This is a genomic window from Azospirillum tabaci (assembly GCF_014596085.1).
GTDB lineage: Bacteria > Pseudomonadota > Alphaproteobacteria > Azospirillales > Azospirillaceae > Azospirillum > Azospirillum tabaci.
In genome coordinates, this window is the sequence record NZ_JACCJY010000001.1 from 145332 (window position 1) to 163869 (window position 18538).

The following is an 18538-nucleotide window of genomic DNA, read 5'->3' on the forward strand; positions in this document are numbered from 1 at the left end:
ATCAATCCGGCTCCGGAACGACAAGCTCCGCGCGGGTTCCCGGCGGCAGATGACGGGCAAACCAGTCGGCGACCGGGGCCAGTTCGGGCTTGGCGAGCTGGCCTTCCAGAAGCCGCCAGACGCGCGGCAGGTGAAGGAGATAGCCGCGTCGGCGCTGCAACGCCAGACGCACGAAGATCGCGACGATGCGGGTGTGCCGGATCGCGCCCAGCACCGCGTAGGAGCGGCGGAAGGCGTCCCAGTCCCGATCCGGAAAAGCCGCCCGGTAGCGGTCGAGCAGCACGCCCTCCAGCCCGGCGGGCAGATCGCGGCGGGCGTCCTCCAGCAGCGACACCAGATCGTAGGCGACGGGGCCGACCCCGGCGCTCTGGTAATCGATCAGCCCCGCCGCCCGCAGGCCGGGCCGGGGCAGGCGCATCACGTTGTCCACATGGTAATCGCGCAGCAGCAGCGATTGCGGCCCGGCGCAGGCCTCCGGAACGACGGCGGTCCAGGCCGCGTCGAAGTCGGACCGCGCCTTGTCAGACAGCGGTTTTCCGGTCGCCGCGGGTAGGTAGACGTCGGCGAACAGCGCCACCTGCTGCGTGAACAGGGCCGCGTCGTAGAGCGGCAGGTTCAGGCAGGCCGCCTCCTCCACCGGGAAGCGGCGGTGCAGTTCGATCAGAACGTCGGTCGCCAGCTCGTAGAGCGGGCGCGGCTCCTCCCCCGCGTTCAGCAGGCGGGTCAGGGTGCCGTCGCCGAAATCCTCCTGAAGGGCGAGCCCCGCCTCGACCTCCGCCGCCAGGATGGCGGGGACCGAGAAGCCCAGCCGGTCCAGCGTCGCGCCGATGGCGATGAAGGGCACCAGATCCTCCGCCGGGGCGGGGGTGTCGACCAGGATCAGCGTCCCGCCGTCCGGAGTCATCAGGCGCTCGTAGCGGCGTGCCGAGGCGTCGCCGGCCAGCGGCTCCCGCTTGGCCCCCTCCAGCCCGTGGCGGGCGAGGAAGGCGGCGATCTGCGACGCGCGGTCGGTCACGGCTGCTCCAGTCCGGAAAGGCCCAGTCCGGAAAGGTCGAGCGTGGTCAGTCGCGAGCCCCAGGCGCCGTGGCCGGTCAGGGTGGCGCGGCGCTCGGTCGGCCCGGCGAAGCTCATCGCGACGTCGAGACGGTCGGCGGGCAGCAGCGGACCCAGCCGGTCCGGCCATTCAACCAGCAGGACGGCCTCGGCGCGGGCCTCGTCCCAGCCCAGCTCCGTCACCTCGTCGGGGCCGGACAGGCGGTAAAGGTCGAAATGCCAGACCGGACCGATGCCGGTGTCGTAGGTCTGCACCAGCGTGAAGGTGGGGGACGGCACCTCCGCGTCCTCCTCGGTCACGGCGCGGATCAGGGCGCGGCACAGGGCGGACTTGCCGGCGCCCAGGTCGCCGCGCAGGGCCACGAGGTCGCCGGGCGCCAGCGCGGCGGCCAAGCGGCGGGCCAGCGCAGCGGTCGCCTCCTCGCTCGGCAGCGTGACGGCGCGTGTGTTGGGGGAATCGGTCAGGGTCATGTCACTGGATGCGGTTCATATCTGCGGCGGCAATCAACGTCGCGAGGCGGCCTTGCGCGGCACCGAACCGGGAGCGGGGGCGGGCTCCGCCGCCTCGATGCGGTCCTCCACCAGACGCGGGGGCTTCTTGAAGTTCATGGTGATCATCAGCGTCAGGGCGCCGTTGATGAGGTACAGCATCTTGTCGGATTCGACGGGCAAAGGAATTTTGCGCCCCATGCAATAGGACACCAGCGCCGCCGCGACCTCGGACTCGTGCAGGGTCATTGTCCGGTCGTCGCCCTCGTCCCCGGTCACCTGGATCAGCGTCTCCACCCCGCCGCCGCCGGGCTGGCCAGCGCGGTAGGTGACCGTGCCGACCGTGCCGTTGGGCAGCGGCTCGCGCATCCGGCGGCGGCGGTCGAGCACGGCCTTCACGACCTCCTGGTCGGTGAACACGAGGCAGCGCAGCTCCTTCATCGCCAGTCCTTCATCGGGGCAGCTCCGGGACGGTGGAAACGGGCAAATCCTACCCCACGGCGACCGCACGCCCAGAAGGAAATCGGCGGGACCGCACCCATTTTGCGCGCGCCGTTCGCCCTCCCCGTGCAGGGCGGGGTTGACCGGGCGCGCGAAACCGGACAATTGAAGGCGTCATCGTTCCCCCCGTTTGCACAAGGCAGCGCGTCCCATGTCGCACACCGTCCATCGCACCGACGTCGTCATCGTCGGCGCCGGCCCCGTCGGTCTCTTCGCCGTGTTCGAATGCGGCATGCTGAAGATGCGATGCCATGTGGTGGACGCGCTGGACATGGTGGGCGGGCAGTGCACCGCGCTGTACCCGGAAAAGCCGATCTACGACATCCCGGCCCACCCGGCCATCGAGGCCGCCGACCTGATCGACAAGCTGGCGGAGCAGGCCGCCCCCTTCAACCCGACCTATCACCTGGGCCAGCAGGTCGAGAAGCTGACCCGGACGGACGAAGGGCGCTGGCTGGTGGAGACCAGCACCGGCACGCGGATCGACACCCAGGCGGTGATCATCGCCGCCGGCTGCGGCGCCTTCGGCCCCAACCGCCCGCCGCTGGACGGGCTGGAGCAGTATGAAGGCACCTCGGTCTTCTACATGGTCCGCCGCAAGCAGGACTTCGCCGGCAAGCGCGTGGTCATCGCCGGCGGCGGCGATTCCGCTGTGGACTGGACGCTGTCGCTGGCCGACGTGGCGGAGAAGGTCTACGTCGTCCACCGCCGGCCCAAGTTCCGCGCCGCCCCGGAGAGCGTCGCCCGCATGGACGCGCTGGTCCGCGAGGGCAAGGTGGAGATGGTGGTGCCCTATCAGCTCTCCGGGCTGGTGGGCGAGAACGGCCAGCTCTCCGCCGTGCGCGTCGCCACGCTGGACGGCGAGGAGAAGGACCTCCCGGCCGACGCGCTGCTCGCCTTCTTCGGCCTGTCGATGAATCTGGGGCCGATCGCCGAGTGGGGCCTGAACCTGGAGCGCAGCCACATCGGCGTCAGCCTGCCCGGCTGCGCCACCAGCGCGCCCGGCGTCTACGCCATCGGCGACATCGCGACCTATCCCGGCAAGCTGAAGCTGATCCTCTGCGGCTTCTCCGAGGCGGCGCAGGCGGCCCACGCCATCCACCCGCTGGTCCATCCGGGCGAGGCGCTGCACTTCGAATACTCGACCTCCAAGGGCGTTCCCGGCGCCGAGTAAAACGGAAACGGGCCGCCGGGGAAACCGGCGGCCCGCTCCGTCAGCGGCTGACGGGAGGCAAGGGATCAGCCGCCGCGGGGGCCCTTGTCGGGACCCGGACCGGGACCATGGCCGGGGCCGTGATGGCGCGGGCCGGGACCGCCCATGCCACCGCCCATCCCATGGCCGGCGCGGCTCAGGAAGCGGTCGGCCTGCTTCTGCTGGTCGGGGGTGAGCTGGGCGTAGAGGTCGGTCGCCGCCGGGCGCACCTGCTGAAGCTGGGCGAGGCGGGCCGACATCATGGCCTCCATGCGCTCAAGCCGGGCCGGTGCCGCGGCGGGCATCGGCTGGTCCTTGTACTTGGCGCAGAGATCCTGGGTGTGCTTCTGGCTCGCCTTCGCGGTGTCGGCGAACTTGGTCCAGGCGGCGCGCTGCTGCTCGGTGATGTTCAGCTTCTTCTCGGCGAAGGCCAGCATGCCGGCCAGCCGGGCGTCCTGATCCTCGCACATCCGGGAGAAATACCGGCCGCCGTCATCACCGCGGCCCGGACCGGCGCCGGGACCCGGCTGCTGCTGGGCGAAGACCGGCACGGCGAGGCCGAGGCCGAGAACCAGCGCGGCGGTGGTCATCATAGCGCGTTTCATGGGGATGCTCCTTGTTATCGACGGGGTCTTGCGTTCCCGATGACCCCGATGATGGGCCGGCAACGTATCCGGTTGATGTCCGGCCTTCCGTGAATTGGTAACGCTGTGTAACAGCCGGCCTCCCCGTAACGTGGCGTTACACATTTCTTCTTCACCCCGGCGCCCGCGCGTCGGATCATGCGTTCCATGGACCGCACACCTCACCTGCTGGTGGTCGACGACGACCGCGAAATCCGCACCCTCCTGTCGCAGTTCCTGACGCGGCACGGCTTCCGCGTGACCGGGGCCAAGGACGGGGTGGAGATGATGCGCACGCTGGACACCGCGCGCGTGGACCTGATCGTGCTCGACCTGATGATGCCGGGGGAGGACGGGCTGAGCCTGTGCCGCCGCCTGCGCGCCGCCCCCGAGACGGCGCAGACGCCGGTCATCATGCTGACCGCGATGGGCGAGGAGACGGACCGCATCGTCGGGCTGGAAATGGGCGCCGACGACTATCTGGCGAAGCCCTTCAGCCCGCGCGAGCTTCTGGCCCGCGTCAAGGCCGTGCTGCGCCGCGCCGCCGGCCCGCCGGCGGCCGGCGGTGCGGCGGGCAAGACGCTGGGCTTCGAGGGCTGGACGCTCGACCTCGCCAAGCGGGAGCTGCGCTCGCCCGACGGGGTGCTGGTGCAGCTCTCCGCCGGGGAATACGACCTGCTGGTCGCCTTCGTGGAGCATCCGCAGCGGGTGCTGACCCGCGACCAGCTGCTCGATCTGGCGCGCGGACGGTCGGCGGTGCCCTTCGACCGCTCCATCGACGTGCAGGTCAGCCGCCTGCGCCGCAAGATCGAGCCCGACCCCGCCGACCCCACCATGATCAAGACGGTGCGCGGCGGCGGCTATCTGTTCACCCCGGCGGTGACGGGGGCCTGAGATGAGCAATCCCGGCTTGGAGGTGGGCCGCAAGAGCCGCCTGTTGGTGGCCCGGCGCTGGCTGCCGGACAGCATCGCTTCGCGGCTGGTGCTGACCGTGGTGCTGGCGCTGCTGCTGACCCAGGCGGTCAGCGCGCTGGTCTATCTGACCGACCGTCCCCCAGGGCCGCCGGCCCACAGCATGCGTGTCCTCGTCCAGCGCGTGACGGCCATCGTCCAACTCGTGGAGAGCACCCCGCCGCAGGAGCGGCGGCGGCTGGTCAAGGCGATCGACGACCCCGTGCTGCGGGTGGACTGGACCTCCGAGACGCCGCGCTTCGCCAACCAGCGCGAGGGCTTTCCCTTCGACCGGCTGCGCCGCGCCATCCGCGGCGAGCTGGACGATCCCGACCGCGCCGTGGTGGTCGAGGTCCGGCGGGAGCGCCCCATGCCCGGCCCCTTCCCGGTGGACGAACACCGCTGGGGCGCCGACGTCCGGCTGTCGGTGGGGCTGAAGGACGGGTCCTGGCTGACCTTTGTCGGCGGCGACCCGCTGGAGGGGCCGTTCCGGCTGCTGCGCTTCGCGCTGTGGATGGCCGGCATCGTCGGGGCGGTGGCTCTGGTCTCGGTCTGGACGGCGCGCCGCATGACCGCCCCCATCGCGCGCTTCGCCGACGCGGCGGAGCGGCTGGGCGTGGACGGCGAGGCGCCGCCCCTGCCCGAAGCCGGCCCCCAGGAGCTGCGCGCCGCCACCCGCGCCTTCAACCGGATGCAGGCGCGTCTGGCCCGCTTCGTCGCCGACCGCACGCAGATGGTGGCGGCGATGAGCCACGACCTGCGCACGCCGCTGACCCGCCTGCGCCTGCGCGCCGAACTGGTCGAGGACCCGGAGATGCAGCGCAAGATGCTCGCCGACCTTGACGAGATGGCGGCGATGATCAACGCCACGCTCGCCTTCGCCCGCGACGACGCCAACCACGAGCCGCGCGGCCCGCTCGACCTCGCCGACCTGCTGCAGAGCCTGTGCGACGACCGGGTGGACGCCGGGCACGAGGCGGCCTACGAGGGGCCGGCGCACGCGACGGTGGACGGGCGCCCGGTGGCCCTGCGCCGCGCTTTCGCCAACCTGATGGACAACGCCATCGCCTACGGCGGCGGCTTCACCGTGCGCTTGCGGCCCGCGGAGGGGGAGTTGCGGGTGGAGATCGAGGACGGTGGCCCCGGCATCCCGGAGGAGGAGTTCGAGAAGGTCTTCGCCCCCTTCTACCGACTGGAGCGCTCGCGCTCCCGCGACACCGGCGGGGTGGGGCTGGGGCTGGCCACCGCCCGCACGGTGGTGCGCGGCCATGGCGGCGACATCGCGCTCTCCAACCGTCCGGAAGGGGGGCTTCGGGTGACGGTGACCCTGCCACGGTGAGCCTCATGGACCTCGCTTGGGCATCAATTCCGGAAGCTTTGCCCCCACCCTAACCCTCCCCCGCTTTCGCAGGGGAGGGGACGGACGCCGCTTCGCTTCTTTCTCCCTCCCCTGCGTCAGCTCTCGCGCAAACCAACGGTTTGCGCTGACGCGGTAGGCGGACCTTTGGTCCGCCGAGAGCGGGGGAGGGGCGGGGTGGGGGCAACCGTGGCCTCTGTTCAGGCTCCGGAATGCACCGCAACATCGGCGGGGCATCGGCGGTTATTGGTGCAGGATCGTCTTGACCGGAGACCGTCGCCGTGCCGCAGATCGACCGCACCCCCGCGCCCGTGGACAGCCGCCCCCATGTCGTGATCGTCGGCGCGGGGTTCGGTGGGCTGGCCTGCGCGGAGGCCCTGGGCGGGACGAACATCCGCGTCACCATCATCGACCGGAACAACTATCACCTGTTCGTGCCGCTGCTCTATCAGGTCGCGACCGCCGCCCTGTCGCCCGCCGACATCGCCGAGCCGATCCGCCGCATCGTCAGCCGCCACCCCAACATCGACGTGGTGATGGGCGAGGTGACCGGCGTCGACCGCGCCGCCAAGCGGGTGGAGCTGGCCGACGGCAGCTTCGTCCCCTACGACCGGCTGGTGCTGGCCACCGGCTCCTCCTACAGCTATTTCGGGCACGACGACTGGGCGGAGATCGCTCCCGGCCTGAAGACCATCGAGAACGCCCGGCGGATCCGCGCCCGGCTGCTGATGAATTTCGAGCAGGCGGAGATGTGCGAGGACCCGGCCCGGCAGAAGGCGCTGATGACCACCATCGTGGTCGGCGGCGGCCCCACCGGCGTGGAGATGGCCGGGGCGGTGGCCGAGCTGGCCCGCTTCGCGCTGGCCCGCGACTTCCGCCGCATCGACCCGCGCACCGCCCGCGTCCTGCTGGTCGAGGCCGGGCCGCGCATCTTGTCCACCTTCCCCGACGACCTCGGCCAGTACGCCCGCCGCAAGCTGGAGGAGCTGGGCGTCGTCGTGCTGACCGGGCAGGCGGTGGAGAGCATCACCCCGGAGGGGGCGACGGTCGGCGGGCGCTTCATCCCGGCGGGAGCCATCGTGTGGGGCGCCGGGGTCAAGGCGTCGCCCGCCGGGTCCTGGCTGGGGGTGGAGACCGACCGCAGCGGGCGCATCCCGGTCAACGCCGACCTGTCGGTGCCGGGCGTGCCGGACGTCTACGCGCTGGGCGACACGGCGGCGCTGGCCGGCGACGACGGCAAGCCGCTGCCCGGTCTGGCCCAGGTCGCCAAGCAGCAGGGCGAGCATCTCGGCGGCGGGCTGGAGGCCAGCCTGCTGCGCGGCCAGCCGCTGGAGCCCTTCCGGTTCCGCAACCGCGGCAACACCGCCATCGTCGGGCGCAGCGCCGCCGTCTTCGATTTCGGAACGCGCAAGCTGAAGGGCTGGTTCGCCTGGGTGCTGTGGGCGATCGTCCACGTCTATCTGCTGGTGAACTTCCACAAGCGGGTGCTGGTCACCATGCAGTGGCTGTGGCGCTGGGCCACCTACCAGCGGGGCGCGCGGCTCATCACCACGGACCGGCCGGTGTCGGTCGCGGAGTCCGTCACTTCACCCCACGGGCGGGAGGCAAAACCCTTTGACCCGCGCCCCTTTCCGGAAATGAAGCGCGGCCAGGGCTGAGTCGGGAGGTCAAGGTTCAGGAGGCGGGCGGGAGCGGCAGGACGCAGCGGAAGCGGGTGCCGTGGCCCGGCCACTCCTCGACCTCCAGCCGCCCGCCGTGCAGCTCCATGACGTTGCGCACCAGCGACAGGCCGAGCGCCGCGGCGCCGCGCGGGTCGTTGCGGTCGTAGCGCGAGGGCATGGCGGCCTCGCCCGGCCCGGCGCCGCTGCCCACGGTCAGCACGAGGGAACCGGCGGTCCGCTCCCCGGACAGCAGGATACGGCGGTCCGCCGGCGGATGACGGATGGCGCCGACGACCAGGGTGAACAGCGCCTGCTTCAGCCGCCGCTCGTCGCCCTCCACCTCGCCCAGCGACGACGGGGCGGTGAGGTCGAGGCGCAGCCCCTCGCGCCGCGCCCATTCGCGGGTCAGCTCGCCCACCGTCTCCAGCAGGTCGGGCACGTCCACGGTGCCGCGGTCCAGCGTGGTCACCCCGGCCCCCAGGCTGGTCATGTCGACCACGTCGTCGATCAGCTCCAGCAGCCGCTCGCCCGCGTTGAGGACGCCCTTCACATACTCGATCTGGCGCGGGTTCAGCTCGCCGAAATACTGGTTCGCCAGCACCTCGGCGAAGCCGATGATTCCGTTCAGCGGGTTGCGCAGATGGTGGGAGACGTTGGCGATGAACTCGCTCTTCAACTGGTCGGCGGCCTCCAGCGCGGCGTTGGAGGCGCGCAGCGCCTGCTCCAGCCGGGCGCTGTCGGTGACGTCCAGATAGCTGTTCAGCACCGCCCCGTCGGGCAGCGGCAGGGTGGAGAACTCCACCACCGACCCGTCCGCCCGCTCCAGCCGGCCCGAGCGCACGGCGCGTTCCAGCGTCGCGCCGATCATCTCGTCCTTCAGGCTGTCCCAGTCGCCGCCATTCTCCAGGAAGGGCCGCATCCGCTCGAACAGGCCGGAGATGTGCGGCTCGCCCAGCAGGTCGTCGTCGTCCAGGTCCCAGATGCGCGCGAAGGCCGGGTTGGACAGCTTCAGCCGTCCGTCGCCGCCGAACACCGCGATGCCCTCGGCCAGATTGTCCAGCGTCTCCTGCTGCACGGCGATCAGCGTGTTGTAGGAGGATTCCAGGGCCAGCGTGTTGGTCACGTCCTCCAGGATCTGCATCAGCCCGCCCAGCGGGTGGGGGGCGGCGAGGCTGCGCAGCGTCGTGCCGTCCGGCAGGTGCATCAGCTCCTCGACCGGCTCCAGCAGGCGGGTGTAGCGGCTCAGCCGCTCGCGCTTGTAGCTCTGGTAGTCGGCGTATTCGGGCAGGCGGCGGCGGGTGCGCAGCTCCTCCAGGATCTCGCCGTGGGTGGGCTGGCTGCGCAGCCAGGACTCCTCCAGGTCCCACAGCCGGGCATAGGCCTGATTGAAGAAGGTCAGCCGCGTGTCGGCGCCGAAGATGGCGATGGCGGCGCCCAGCCGCTCCAGCACCTCGGCATGGGCGGCGAGATGGCGGCTCAGCTCGCCGCGCATCTCCTCCACCGCCGTGACGTCCAGCGCGTAACCGACGACCAGCGTGCCGCCGCCGTCCGGGGCGGGCAGGGGAGCCTCGGTGACCTCCAGCAGGCGCCGCTCCGTGCCGATGACGGCGGAGACCCGTTCCGACTGGGCGACCCCGCTGTGCAGCGCCCGCTGCGCCAGGGAGCGCCCGGCGCCGTCCGCCGTCAGCTCCCGGCCGCTCTCCGTGACGGCGGCGGGATCGGAATCCACGGCGCGGGCATAGGCGCGGTTGCACCAGGACAGCGTCTGCCCGGCGCCGCGCAGCCACACCGGCAGCGGCAGGGCGTCCACCGCCGCGCGCAGCTCGGCCAGCGCCGCTTCGGCGTCGCGCCGCCCGCGGGTCTGCCCCTCCTGTTCAGCACAACGGTCGGTGATGTCCTCCAGCCAGACCACGTCCTGATGCCCGGCGTCCTGATGCCCGGCGCCACCCGTTCCGCTGGACGGCCCGGCGGCCCGCCGCCCGCTCAGCAACAGGCGCCGCCCGTTGCGGGTCGTGGCCTCGATTCGGAAGCCCTCGCCCCCGGCGCGCAGGCGGCGGACGGCCTCGGCGATCCGGGGGGCGTCGGCATCGGCGAAGGCACCCGCGATGTCCTGGCCCGGCGCCGCGCCAAGCAGCCCGGCGCAGCCCGGCGCCGCGCTGACGGCGCCTCCGGCGTCCCAGGCGCACCAGGGGTTGGGGGAGGCGGCCAGAAGGGCCTCCAGACGCGCCACATCGGCCGCCAGCCGGTCGCTGCGGCGGCGTTCCTTGCCGGTCCAGTACAGCCCGCCGAAACCGGCGGCGCCAAGGACGCCGGCAAAGCCCAGCATGGCGGGCGAGCCGGAGGGCCCGGCCATCAGGCCGACTCCCACCGCCAGCCCCAGCGCGGCAAAGGCATATGATCGGGTCAGGACGCTCACGCGGGTGAGACTAGTCCACGCCTCCCGGCGGAGCAAGGCGGGCCGGCGGTGGTGCCACTTTCGGGGTGGTGCGGCCCTTTCTCCCGGCTACACCGCCTCCCCGATCCGCAGGGCTCGGATCGCCGTTTCCACCGCCGGATAGGCGGCGCGCACCGCCTCCAGCGCCTCCGCCGCCCCATCCGGGTCGCCGCGGTGGGCGGCAAGCTCCAGGGTGGACGCGCTGCGGCCCAGCCACTCCGCCCCCGCCGTGCGGGCTGCCCCGGCCAGCGTGTGGGCGGCGCCGCGCAGGGCCTCCAGGTCGTTGCGTTCCAGGGCGGCGGCGGCCTCGTCCAGCAGCGGTCGGGTGGTCTCCAGGAAGAAATCCAGCATGTCCAGCGCCATCCCGTCGAGCGCGCCGAAGGTGGTGCGGACATGGTCGAGGTCCAGCGCCCGGTCCGCCGCCCCGGCGGCCTCCGCCGCGGGCGGCTCCTCGGGGGCCGCGGCGCTGCCCTCGCCGAACGCCCGGTTCAGGGCGGCGGCGAGCTGCCTCAGGGTCACCGGCTTGGCGATGTAGTCGTCCATGCCCGCGGCGGTGCAGCGTTCCATCTCACCGGCCAGGGCGTTGGCGGTCATGGCGATGATGGCGGTGCGCGGGCGGGAGCCGACAGCCGATTCGGCAGCCGAACCGGGGGCCGAACCGGGGACCGACTCGGCGCTGCGGATCTGGCGCGACAGCTCGTAGCCGTCCATGCGCGGCATGTGGCAATCGGTGATCAGCAGCCGGTAGGGCCGCGCCCGCCAGGCGGTCAGCGCCTCCAGCCCGTCGCCGGTCAGGTCGGCCTCGAAGCCGAGCTGGCGGAGCTGGCGCAGGATCACTTGCTGGTTCGTCGGATGGTCCTCCGCCACCAGGATCATCGGCGGGGCCGTGGCTTTGCCGGGCGCCGCCATATCGAGGGTGCCCATGTCGCGGGCAGCCGGACCGCCGTCCGCCGCGGGGGAAGGGGAGTCGGCGTGGCGCTCCGGGGGAACCGTGCGCCCGGCCAGGACGGCCAGACGGCGGAACAGGGCGTCGCGGCGGATCGGGCGGCCGAGATGGTCGTGGCGCGGCGGGTGTCCCATGGACGGCGCGCCGCCCTCGCCGTGGTCCGGTGGGCAGTCGCTGGCCTGCTCCCGCCCGTCCACCAGATGCAGCGTGGGCGGCGGGCGGACCCCGGCGGCGGCGATGCGGGCCAGCACCGCCGGCGCGGGCAGCCGCGGGTTGGGCGCGCCGGGCGCGTCCTCCGGATGGTGCTCCAGCAGGCCATCGGAGAGGACCAGCAGGTCGGCGTCGGCCATTGTCAGCAATTCCACCGCCTCGTCCGCCGTGGTGGCGTCGGCGACGGCGGCGCGCTTGTCCTCCAGCGCGCGGATCAGGACGGCGCGCTGCACCGGGTCCGGCTCGGCCACGATGATCGACAGGCCGGACAGGTCGGTGTCGTCGCCGGGGACCGCGCGCGGATCGCCCGGCGCCAGATCGACCGTGAACCAGAAGGTGGCGCCGCAGCCCGGCGCCGACTCCACCCCGATGCGCCCGCCCATCATCTCCACCAGACGGGCGCAGATGGCCAGCCCCAGCCCGGTGCCGCCGAAGCGGCGGGTGGTCGAGCTGTCGGCCTGGCTGAAGGGCTGGAACAGGCGGGCTTGGCCGGCGCTGCTGATGCCGATGCCGGTGTCCTCGACCGAGAAGCGCAGGCGCAGCCGGTCCGACCCGGCGATGGAGGGCTCCAGCCGGGTGCGCAGGACGACCCGGCCGGCGTCGGTGAACTTGATGGCGTTGCCGGTGAGGTTGAACAGGATCTGGCGCAGCCGCCCGGGGTCGCCGCGCACCGCCGTGGGCACCTTGCGGTCGAGGTCGCAGACGAGAAGCAGCGCCTTCTGGTGGGCCTGCGGGGCCAGCAGCTCGGCCACCCCCTCCACCAGTTCGCGCGGGTCGAGGTCCATCTCGTCGAGGTCGAGCTTGCCGGCCTCGATCTTGGACAGGTCCAGGATGTCGTCGATGATCCGCAGCAGCGCCGTCGCGCTGTCGCGCACGGTGGTGACGAGTTCGGTCTGCTCCGCGTCCAGCGGGGTCAGGGCGATCAGCTCCAGCATGCCCAGCACGCCGTTCATCGGGGTGCGGATCTCGTGGCTCATGGTCGCCAGGAACTCCGACTTGGACCGGGCGGCGACCTCCGCCTGGTCCTTGGCCTGGCGCAGGTCCTCCTCGGCGCGCTTGCGGCCGGTGATGTCGTAGCTCCAGGCGAGGATCGCCGGCTCCCCCTCGAACTCCGTGCGCTGCAGCGTCTGGAGCGCCCAGACGCGGCTGCCGTCGGGCCGGTCCACCGCCACCTCGACGTCGCGGGCGACCAGCCCGGCGCCGTCGTGCAGGGGCGCGCGTCCCCGCAGGGTGGCGCCGGGCAGGGCCAGCGCGTGGCGGCGCCCGACGAAGGCGTCCGGCGGCAGCCCGGCCAGCTCCGCGGCGCGGGCGTTGGCGAAGGCGACGGAACCGTCGGGCCGACCGATCGACACGCCGACCGGGCTCTGCTCCAGGATCGCGCGCAGGCGGCGCTCGCTGTCCGACAGGGCGTGCTCGCGCGAGCGGATGGTGGCGACGAAATAGTGCAGGGCGCGCGCCATGTCGGCGATCTCGTCCTGCCCGTGGGTGGGGATGGCGACGGACCGCCCGGCGGCCGACGCGGTCATGGCCGTCTGCAGCCCGCGCAGCCGCCGCACCACGTTGCGGTGGATGTAGAGGAAGATGCCGAGGGCACCCAGGATGGAGACCACGGCCATCGCCAGGATGGCGTTCTTGCCGTCGCGGATCACCCTCTCGAACTCGCCGGAGCGCGCGGCGATGTCCTGCTCGATGGCCAGGAAATGGTCGGACACCGCACCGACCAGCCGGTCGGAGACGTTCTGGTTGCGGGTGATCGATCCCTTAATGGCGCGGGCCAGCCCGATTTCCGTCAGACGGCTGGTGAACAGGTTGTGCTCCCCCAGCCCCAGCGCCTCCAGCTCCCGGTACAGCGGCTCCAGGTCGAAGGCGGGACCCGAAGGCAGACCGGAAACCGCCTCCGCCGCGCGGTCCATCGCGGCGCGGTAGTCCTGCCGCAGCCGGTCCACCCGCGCCTCGTTGTCGGCGCGTGAGGCGGCGAGCATCAGCAGGATGGCGTGCTGCGCCTCCGCCGTCCACCGGTCGACCCGCCGTTCGGTGTCCTGGGCCTCCTCCCATTCCGTCATGCTCCGGGCGGCGGGGGGCTTCCCCCGCAGCCATTCCTCGGCGTCGCGGATGCGCTCGGCGAGCTGGATCAGGCGGCCGACCAGCCCGCCCGTCTCCGCGGCGGCGGCGAGCTGGCGTTCCACCTGGGTGTTCAGCGTCATCAGGTTGGCGACCAGCTCGTTCTTGCGGCGCTGCAGCTCGGCCACGTCGGCCACGTCGGTGCCGCGGTCGCGCAGGCGGGTCATCAGGTCTTCCAGCAGGGCGATCTGGTCGCTCAGCCGGGCCATCACCGATTCGCGCACCGACTGGCTCTGCACCGCCACCAGCGCCGGGGCGTTGGCGGCCAGCGTGCCGCTCTGCTGGGCCAGCTGCGAGGCGTTGACGAGGCCCGGCACCTTGGCCGTGGCGATCTGCTCGAACCCCTGGTGGAAGCGGCCGAAGAGAGACACGGCCACCACGCCGGTGGCGGCGGTCAGGCCGGCGATCACGGTCAGACCCGCCAGGATGCGAAACGCCACGCCCAGACGGGGAAGCCGCATGCCCGTGCCTCGAATTTTTGTCGTCCGCTTGAGATAACACGGGCAATCGGCCGGGCGCAATTCACACCCCCTCGCCGCAATCGGACGCTGCGCAAGGGGGCACCGGGCGGGCTTGACCCGCGCCGGTTGCCGGACCAAAGCTGACCGTGGGTGGCAAAGAGGGGGTGGCCGATGGACGGGGTCCGGTCTTTCGCGCGGGGCGCGGTGGTCGCCGCGGTTCTGGCGGCGGCGTTGGGCGCGCCGTCCGGCGCTCCGCGGGCCGAGACGCTGGAGGACGTGCGCGAGCGCGGGCTGCTGCGCTGCGGCGTCTCGTCCAGCGGGGCCGGTCTGGCGACGGTGGACGACAGCGGGGACTGGCGCGGCTTCTTCGTGGACATGTGCCGGGGGCTGGCCGCCGCCGTCGCCGGCAAGGCCGACCGGGTGGAGTTCGTGGAAACCAACTCCGAGAACCGCTTCGCCATCCTGCGCAACGGCGAGGTGGACGTGGTGATGGAGGGGACGACCTGGACCCTGCAGCGCGACGCCACCTTCGGCATCGATTTCCCGGCGGTCTACCTGTTCGACGGCCAGGGATTCATCGCGCACCGCGCCCAGGGCGTCGCCCGCCTGTCCGATCTGCCGGCCGGCGCCTCCGTCTGCGTGATCGAGCAGACCACCACCCTGCGCAACCTGGAGGATTGGATGGCCCGCACCGGCCTGCGCTTCCGGCTGAAGCGGGTCCGCTCGACCGAGGGGGCGCTGTCCGCCTTCTTCAACCACCATTGCGACCTGTACACCAGCGACCGCATCGGCCTGCACGCCCAGCGCCTGCTGAAGGCCCCCGACCGCGACGATTACGTCATCCTGCCCGAGGCGATCTCCAAGGAGCCGCTGGGGCCGATGGTGCGCCCGGACGAGCGGCGGTGGTTCGACATCGTGCGCTGGGTGTTCCTGGCCACCGTCCTGGCGGAGGAGAAGGGCATCACCGCCGCCAACGCCCCGCGCCTGAAGGAGGAGTCGCAGGACCCGGAGGTGCGCCGGCTCCTCGGGGCCGCCACCGGGGTCGGCTGGGGGCTGGGGCTGGACGACGATTGGGCCTTCCGCGTGATCACGCAGGTCGGCAATTACGGCGAGATCTTCGATCGCCATCTGGGGGCCGCCTCGCCGCTGGGCATCGACCGCGGGATGAACGGGCTGTGGATGAACGGCGGCCTGCACTACGCCCCGCCGCTGGGGGGATGAGGGCGAACGGCGATGCTCTGCCATGCCGCCCTGCCGGCCATGCCGCATCGCCTCATTGCCTTCGCCCCGGCTTTTCCCATGTTGTGGGCATGTTCGGCGAAAGGTTCGGCGAACGCTTCAAATCCGGGCGAACCGCCGCTATGGTGGCGCCTTCCGGGCGCCGCGCGGCCCGCTTCAGGCAGTTTCCCAGGCCATGACCAGACCCAACACCTTCCGTTCCGGTCCCGACGAGCGCGGGCATTTCGGCATCTATGGCGGACGCTTCGTCGCCGAGACGCTGATGCCCCTGATCCTTGAGGTGGAGAAAGCCTACCGCGAGGCCCGGGCCGATCCCGCCTTCGAGGGCGCGATCCGCGAGCAGCTCAAGCAGTATGTCGGCCGCCCGAACCCGCTCTACTACGCCGAACGCCTGACGGAGAAGCTCGGCGGCGCGAAGATCTACTTCAAGCGCGAGGAGCTGAACCACACCGGCGCGCACAAGATCAACAACTGCATCGGCCAGATCCTGCTCGCCCGCCGCATGGGCAAAAAGCGGATCATCGCCGAGACGGGCGCCGGCCAGCACGGTGTCGCGACCGCCACGGTCTGCGCGCTGTTCGACATGCCCTGCGTGATCTACATGGGCGAGACCGACATCGCCCGCCAGCAGCCCAACGTCTTCCGCATGAAGCTGCTGGGGGCGGAGGTGGTTCCGGTGACCTCCGGCGCGCGGACGCTGAAGGACGCGATGAACGAGGCGCTGCGCGACTGGGTCACCAACGTCGCCGACACCTACTACCTGATCGGCACCGCCGCCGGCCCGCACCCGTACCCCGCCATGGTCCGCGACTTCCAGTCGGTGATCGGCGACGAGGTGCGCGTCCAGATGCAGGAGCTGGAGGGCCGCCTGCCCGACAGCCTCGTCGCCTGCGTCGGCGGCGGCTCCAACGCCATCGGCCTGTTCCACCCCTTCCTCGACGACCCGTCGGTGCAGATGGTCGCGGTCGAGGCCGCCGGCCACGGCATCGACAAGGGGCCGTTGGCCCACGCCGCCTCGATCACCGGCGGACGCCCCGGCGTGCTGCACGGCAACCGCACCTACCTGCTGCAGGACGAGGACGGGCAGATCCTGGAAGGCCACTCCATCTCCGCCGGCCTGGACTATCCGGGCGTCGGGCCGGAGCATTCCTGGCTGCACGACATCGGGCGCGTCGAGTACGTCTCGGCCACCGACCAGGAGACGCTGGACGCCTTCCAGCTCTGCGCCCGCACCGAGGGCATCATCCCCGCGCTGGAATCGGCGCACGCGCTGGCGGAGATCGTGAAGCGCGCCCCGAAACTGCCCAAGGACCACCTGATGGTGCTCTGCCTGTCGGGCCGCGGCGACAAGGACATCTTCTCCGTCGCCCAGCATCTGGGAGTGAAGCTGTGAGCGCCCTCAACGACAAGGCCGTCGACAATGGCCGCATCGCCCGGCGGTTCGCCGCGCTGAAGGCGGAGGGCCGCGCCGGCCTCGTCACCTTCATCACGGCGGGCGACCCGGATCTGGAGACCTGCCGCGCCGTCCTGCACGGCCTGCCCGCCGCGGGCGCCGACCTGATCGAGCTGGGGCTGCCCTTCTCCGACCCGATGGCCGACGGCCCGGCGATCCAGGCGGCCAGCCTGCGCGCGCTCCACGCCGGGACGACGGCGCGCAAGACGCTGGACCTCGTGCGCGGCTTCCGGGCGACGGACGCCGACACGCCGATCATCCTGATGGGCTACTACAACCCGATCCACGCCTATGGGGTGGACCGCTTCCTGGCCGACGCCATCGAGGCCGGGGTGGACGGGCTGATCGTCGTCGACCTGCCGCCCGAAGAGGACGAAGAGCTGTGCATCCCGGCGCTGAAGGCCGGGGTGAACTTCATCCGCCTGGCGACGCCGACCACCGACGAGAAGCGCCTGCCGGCGGTTCTCCAGAACACCTCGGGCTTCGTCTATTACGTGTCGATCGCCGGCATCACCGGCACGGCCAGCGCCGACAACGCCGCGGTGGGCGCCGCGGTGGACCGTCTGAAGAGCCGGACCGACCTGCCGGTGGCGGTCGGCTTCGGCATCAAGACGCCGGAGCAGGCGGCCAACATCGCCCGCGTCGCCGACGCGGCGGTGGTCGGCTCCGCCATCGTCACGCGGCTGGCCGACGGGCTGGACGCGGACGGCAAGGCCCGTCCGGGCCTGGCCGAGGATGTGCTGGGCTTCGTCCGGGAACTGGCCGGCGGCGTGCGCGGCGCGCGCGCCTGAGATCGCCGGGCTGAGAGCGCCGGCTGAGCGGGATATCAGGAAGAATTCGATGAACTGGCTTACCAACTACGTCCGCCCCAAAATCCGCGCCCTCTATGCCCGCAAGGAGGTTCCCGACAACCTCTGGCACAAGTGCCCGAGCTGCGAGGCGATGCTCTTCCACCGCGATCTGGAGGAGAACCTCAACGTCTGCCAGCATTGCGGCTTCCACATGCGGCTGGACCCGGTGAAGCGGCTGGCCTCGATGTTCGACGAGGGCGATTATCAGTCGGTCGAGCTGCCGAAGTCGGTGGTCGATCCGCTGAAGTTCCGCGACCAGAAGCGCTACACCGACCGCCTGAAGGAGGCCCAGACCAAGACGGGCCGCCACGACGCCATCGTCGTCGGCTCGGGCCTGATCGGCGGGCAGCCGGCGGTCGTCGCGGCCTTCGACTTCGGCTTCATGGGCGGCTCGATGGGCATCGCGGTGGGCGAGGGCATCCTGGCCGCCGCCCGCACCGCCATCGCCCAGAAGGCGGCGCTGATCGTCGTCCCGGCGTCGGGCGGCGCCCGCATGCAGGAAGGCATCCTGTCGCTGATGCAGATGCCGCGCACCACCATCGCGGTGGAGATGGTCAAGGAAGCGGGCCTGCCCTACATCGTGGTGCTGACCGACCCGACGACCGGCGGCGTCACCGCCTCCTTCGCGATGATCGGCGACATCCACATCGCCGAGAAGGGCGCGCAGATCGGCTTCGCCGGCGCCCGCGTGATCGAGAGCACGATCCGCGAGACCCTGCCGGAAGGCTTCCAGCGCTCCGAGTATCTCCAGGAGCACGGCATGGTGGACATGGTCGTCCATCGCCGCGACCTGCGCCCGACCCTGTCGCGCGTCCTGACCCTGCTGATGCAGCCGGTCCTGGCCGTGGCGCCGGAGGCGCTGCCGGTCCCGCCGGCCGCCGTCCAGACGGAGGAGCCGCGCAGCCAGGCCGAGGCCGCCGACGAGACGCCGGCCCAGGCCGGCGCCGAGAGGGCGGGCGCCGAAAGGGCCGGCTCCGAGCAGCCGGCCTGATCCCG

Annotated in this window: 14 protein-coding genes; 8 read left to right on the top strand and 6 right to left on the bottom strand. The window is 71.9% G+C overall.

Going from position 1 to position 18538, the window contains the following annotated elements; all coding sequences use genetic code 11:
* Position 1: 1 nt before the first annotated feature.
* From H0B54_RS00705 to H0B54_RS00715, 3 genes are read right to left on the bottom strand one after another with little or no spacing between them, the layout of a single operon-like run.
* On the bottom strand, positions 2-1015 hold the full coding sequence (locus H0B54_RS00705; RefSeq protein WP_188258849.1) for a phosphotransferase: 1014 nt from the start codon (positions 1013-1015) through the stop codon (positions 2-4).
* Complete coding sequence (gene tsaE / locus H0B54_RS00710; protein ID WP_188258850.1) at positions 1012-1524, bottom strand: tRNA (adenosine(37)-N6)-threonylcarbamoyltransferase complex ATPase subunit type 1 TsaE; 513 nt, start codon at positions 1522-1524, stop codon at positions 1012-1014. The genes H0B54_RS00705 and tsaE overlap by 4 nt, the downstream gene beginning before the upstream one ends.
* Before the next feature lie 33 nt (positions 1525-1557).
* Positions 1558-1983 (bottom strand): hypothetical protein, encoded by a 426-nt coding sequence (locus tag H0B54_RS00715; protein WP_188258851.1) that lies wholly within the window; start codon positions 1981-1983, stop codon positions 1558-1560.
* Positions 1984-2194: 211 nt separating this feature from the next.
* Here H0B54_RS00715 and H0B54_RS00720 point away from each other — a divergent pair, with 211 nt between their 5' ends.
* Positions 2195-3217, top strand: coding sequence for an NAD(P)/FAD-dependent oxidoreductase (locus H0B54_RS00720; protein WP_188258852.1), 1023 nt, complete (start codon positions 2195-2197; stop codon positions 3215-3217).
* Between the two features lie 65 nt (positions 3218-3282).
* On the opposite strand, the gene H0B54_RS00725 is transcribed toward H0B54_RS00720, so the two are convergent.
* Complete coding sequence (locus tag H0B54_RS00725; RefSeq protein ID WP_188258853.1) at positions 3283-3840, bottom strand: Spy/CpxP family protein refolding chaperone; 558 nt, start codon at positions 3838-3840, stop codon at positions 3283-3285.
* Positions 3841-4026: 186 nt separating this feature from the next.
* Between H0B54_RS00725 and H0B54_RS00730 the strand changes: the two genes are divergently transcribed.
* From H0B54_RS00730 to H0B54_RS00740, 3 genes are all read left to right on the top strand, one after another.
* Positions 4027-4752 (top strand): response regulator, encoded by a 726-nt coding sequence (locus H0B54_RS00730; protein WP_188258854.1) that lies wholly within the window; start codon positions 4027-4029, stop codon positions 4750-4752.
* Position 4753: 1 nt separating this feature from the next.
* The gene (locus tag H0B54_RS00735) at positions 4754-6148 is read left to right on the top strand and encodes an ATP-binding protein (protein WP_246472186.1); all 1395 of its coding nucleotides are present in this window, start codon (positions 4754-4756) and stop codon (positions 6146-6148) included.
* Positions 6149-6447: 299 nt separating this feature from the next.
* Positions 6448-7824, top strand: a complete 1377-nt coding sequence (locus H0B54_RS00740; RefSeq protein WP_188258855.1) for an FAD-dependent oxidoreductase — start codon at positions 6448-6450, stop codon at positions 7822-7824.
* Positions 7825-7840: 16 nt separating this feature from the next.
* Here H0B54_RS00740 and H0B54_RS00745 read toward each other — a convergent pair whose 3' ends face one another.
* Complete coding sequence (locus H0B54_RS00745) at positions 7841-10243, bottom strand: PAS-domain containing protein (RefSeq protein WP_188258856.1); 2403 nt, start codon at positions 10241-10243, stop codon at positions 7841-7843.
* A gap of 87 nt (positions 10244-10330) precedes the next feature.
* On the bottom strand, positions 10331-13999 hold the full coding sequence (locus tag H0B54_RS00750) for an ATP-binding protein (protein ID WP_188258857.1): 3669 nt from the start codon (positions 13997-13999) through the stop codon (positions 10331-10333).
* A 171-nt stretch (positions 14000-14170) separates the two neighbouring features.
* Between H0B54_RS00750 and H0B54_RS00755 the strand changes: the two genes are divergently transcribed.
* The 4 genes from H0B54_RS00755 to accD all read left to right on the top strand — a co-directional run bounded on the left by H0B54_RS00755 (position 14171) and on the right by accD (position 18533).
* Positions 14171-15220, top strand: coding sequence for an amino acid ABC transporter substrate-binding protein (locus H0B54_RS00755; protein ID WP_188258858.1), 1050 nt, complete (start codon positions 14171-14173; stop codon positions 15218-15220).
* Between the two features lie 193 nt (positions 15221-15413).
* Positions 15414-16631, top strand: a complete 1218-nt coding sequence (gene trpB, locus H0B54_RS00760) for a tryptophan synthase subunit beta (RefSeq protein WP_094301589.1) — start codon at positions 15414-15416, stop codon at positions 16629-16631.
* Positions 16628-17482: a tryptophan synthase subunit alpha gene (gene trpA / locus H0B54_RS00765; protein WP_188258859.1), complete on the top strand. Its 855-nt coding sequence runs from the start codon at positions 16628-16630 to the stop codon at positions 17480-17482. The genes trpB and trpA overlap by 4 nt, the downstream gene beginning before the upstream one ends.
* A gap of 49 nt (positions 17483-17531) precedes the next feature.
* Entirely contained in the window at positions 17532-18533 is a 1002-nt protein-coding gene (accD, locus tag H0B54_RS00770) for an acetyl-CoA carboxylase, carboxyltransferase subunit beta (RefSeq protein ID WP_094301591.1), read from the top strand.
* Positions 18534-18538: the final 5 nt, after the last annotated feature.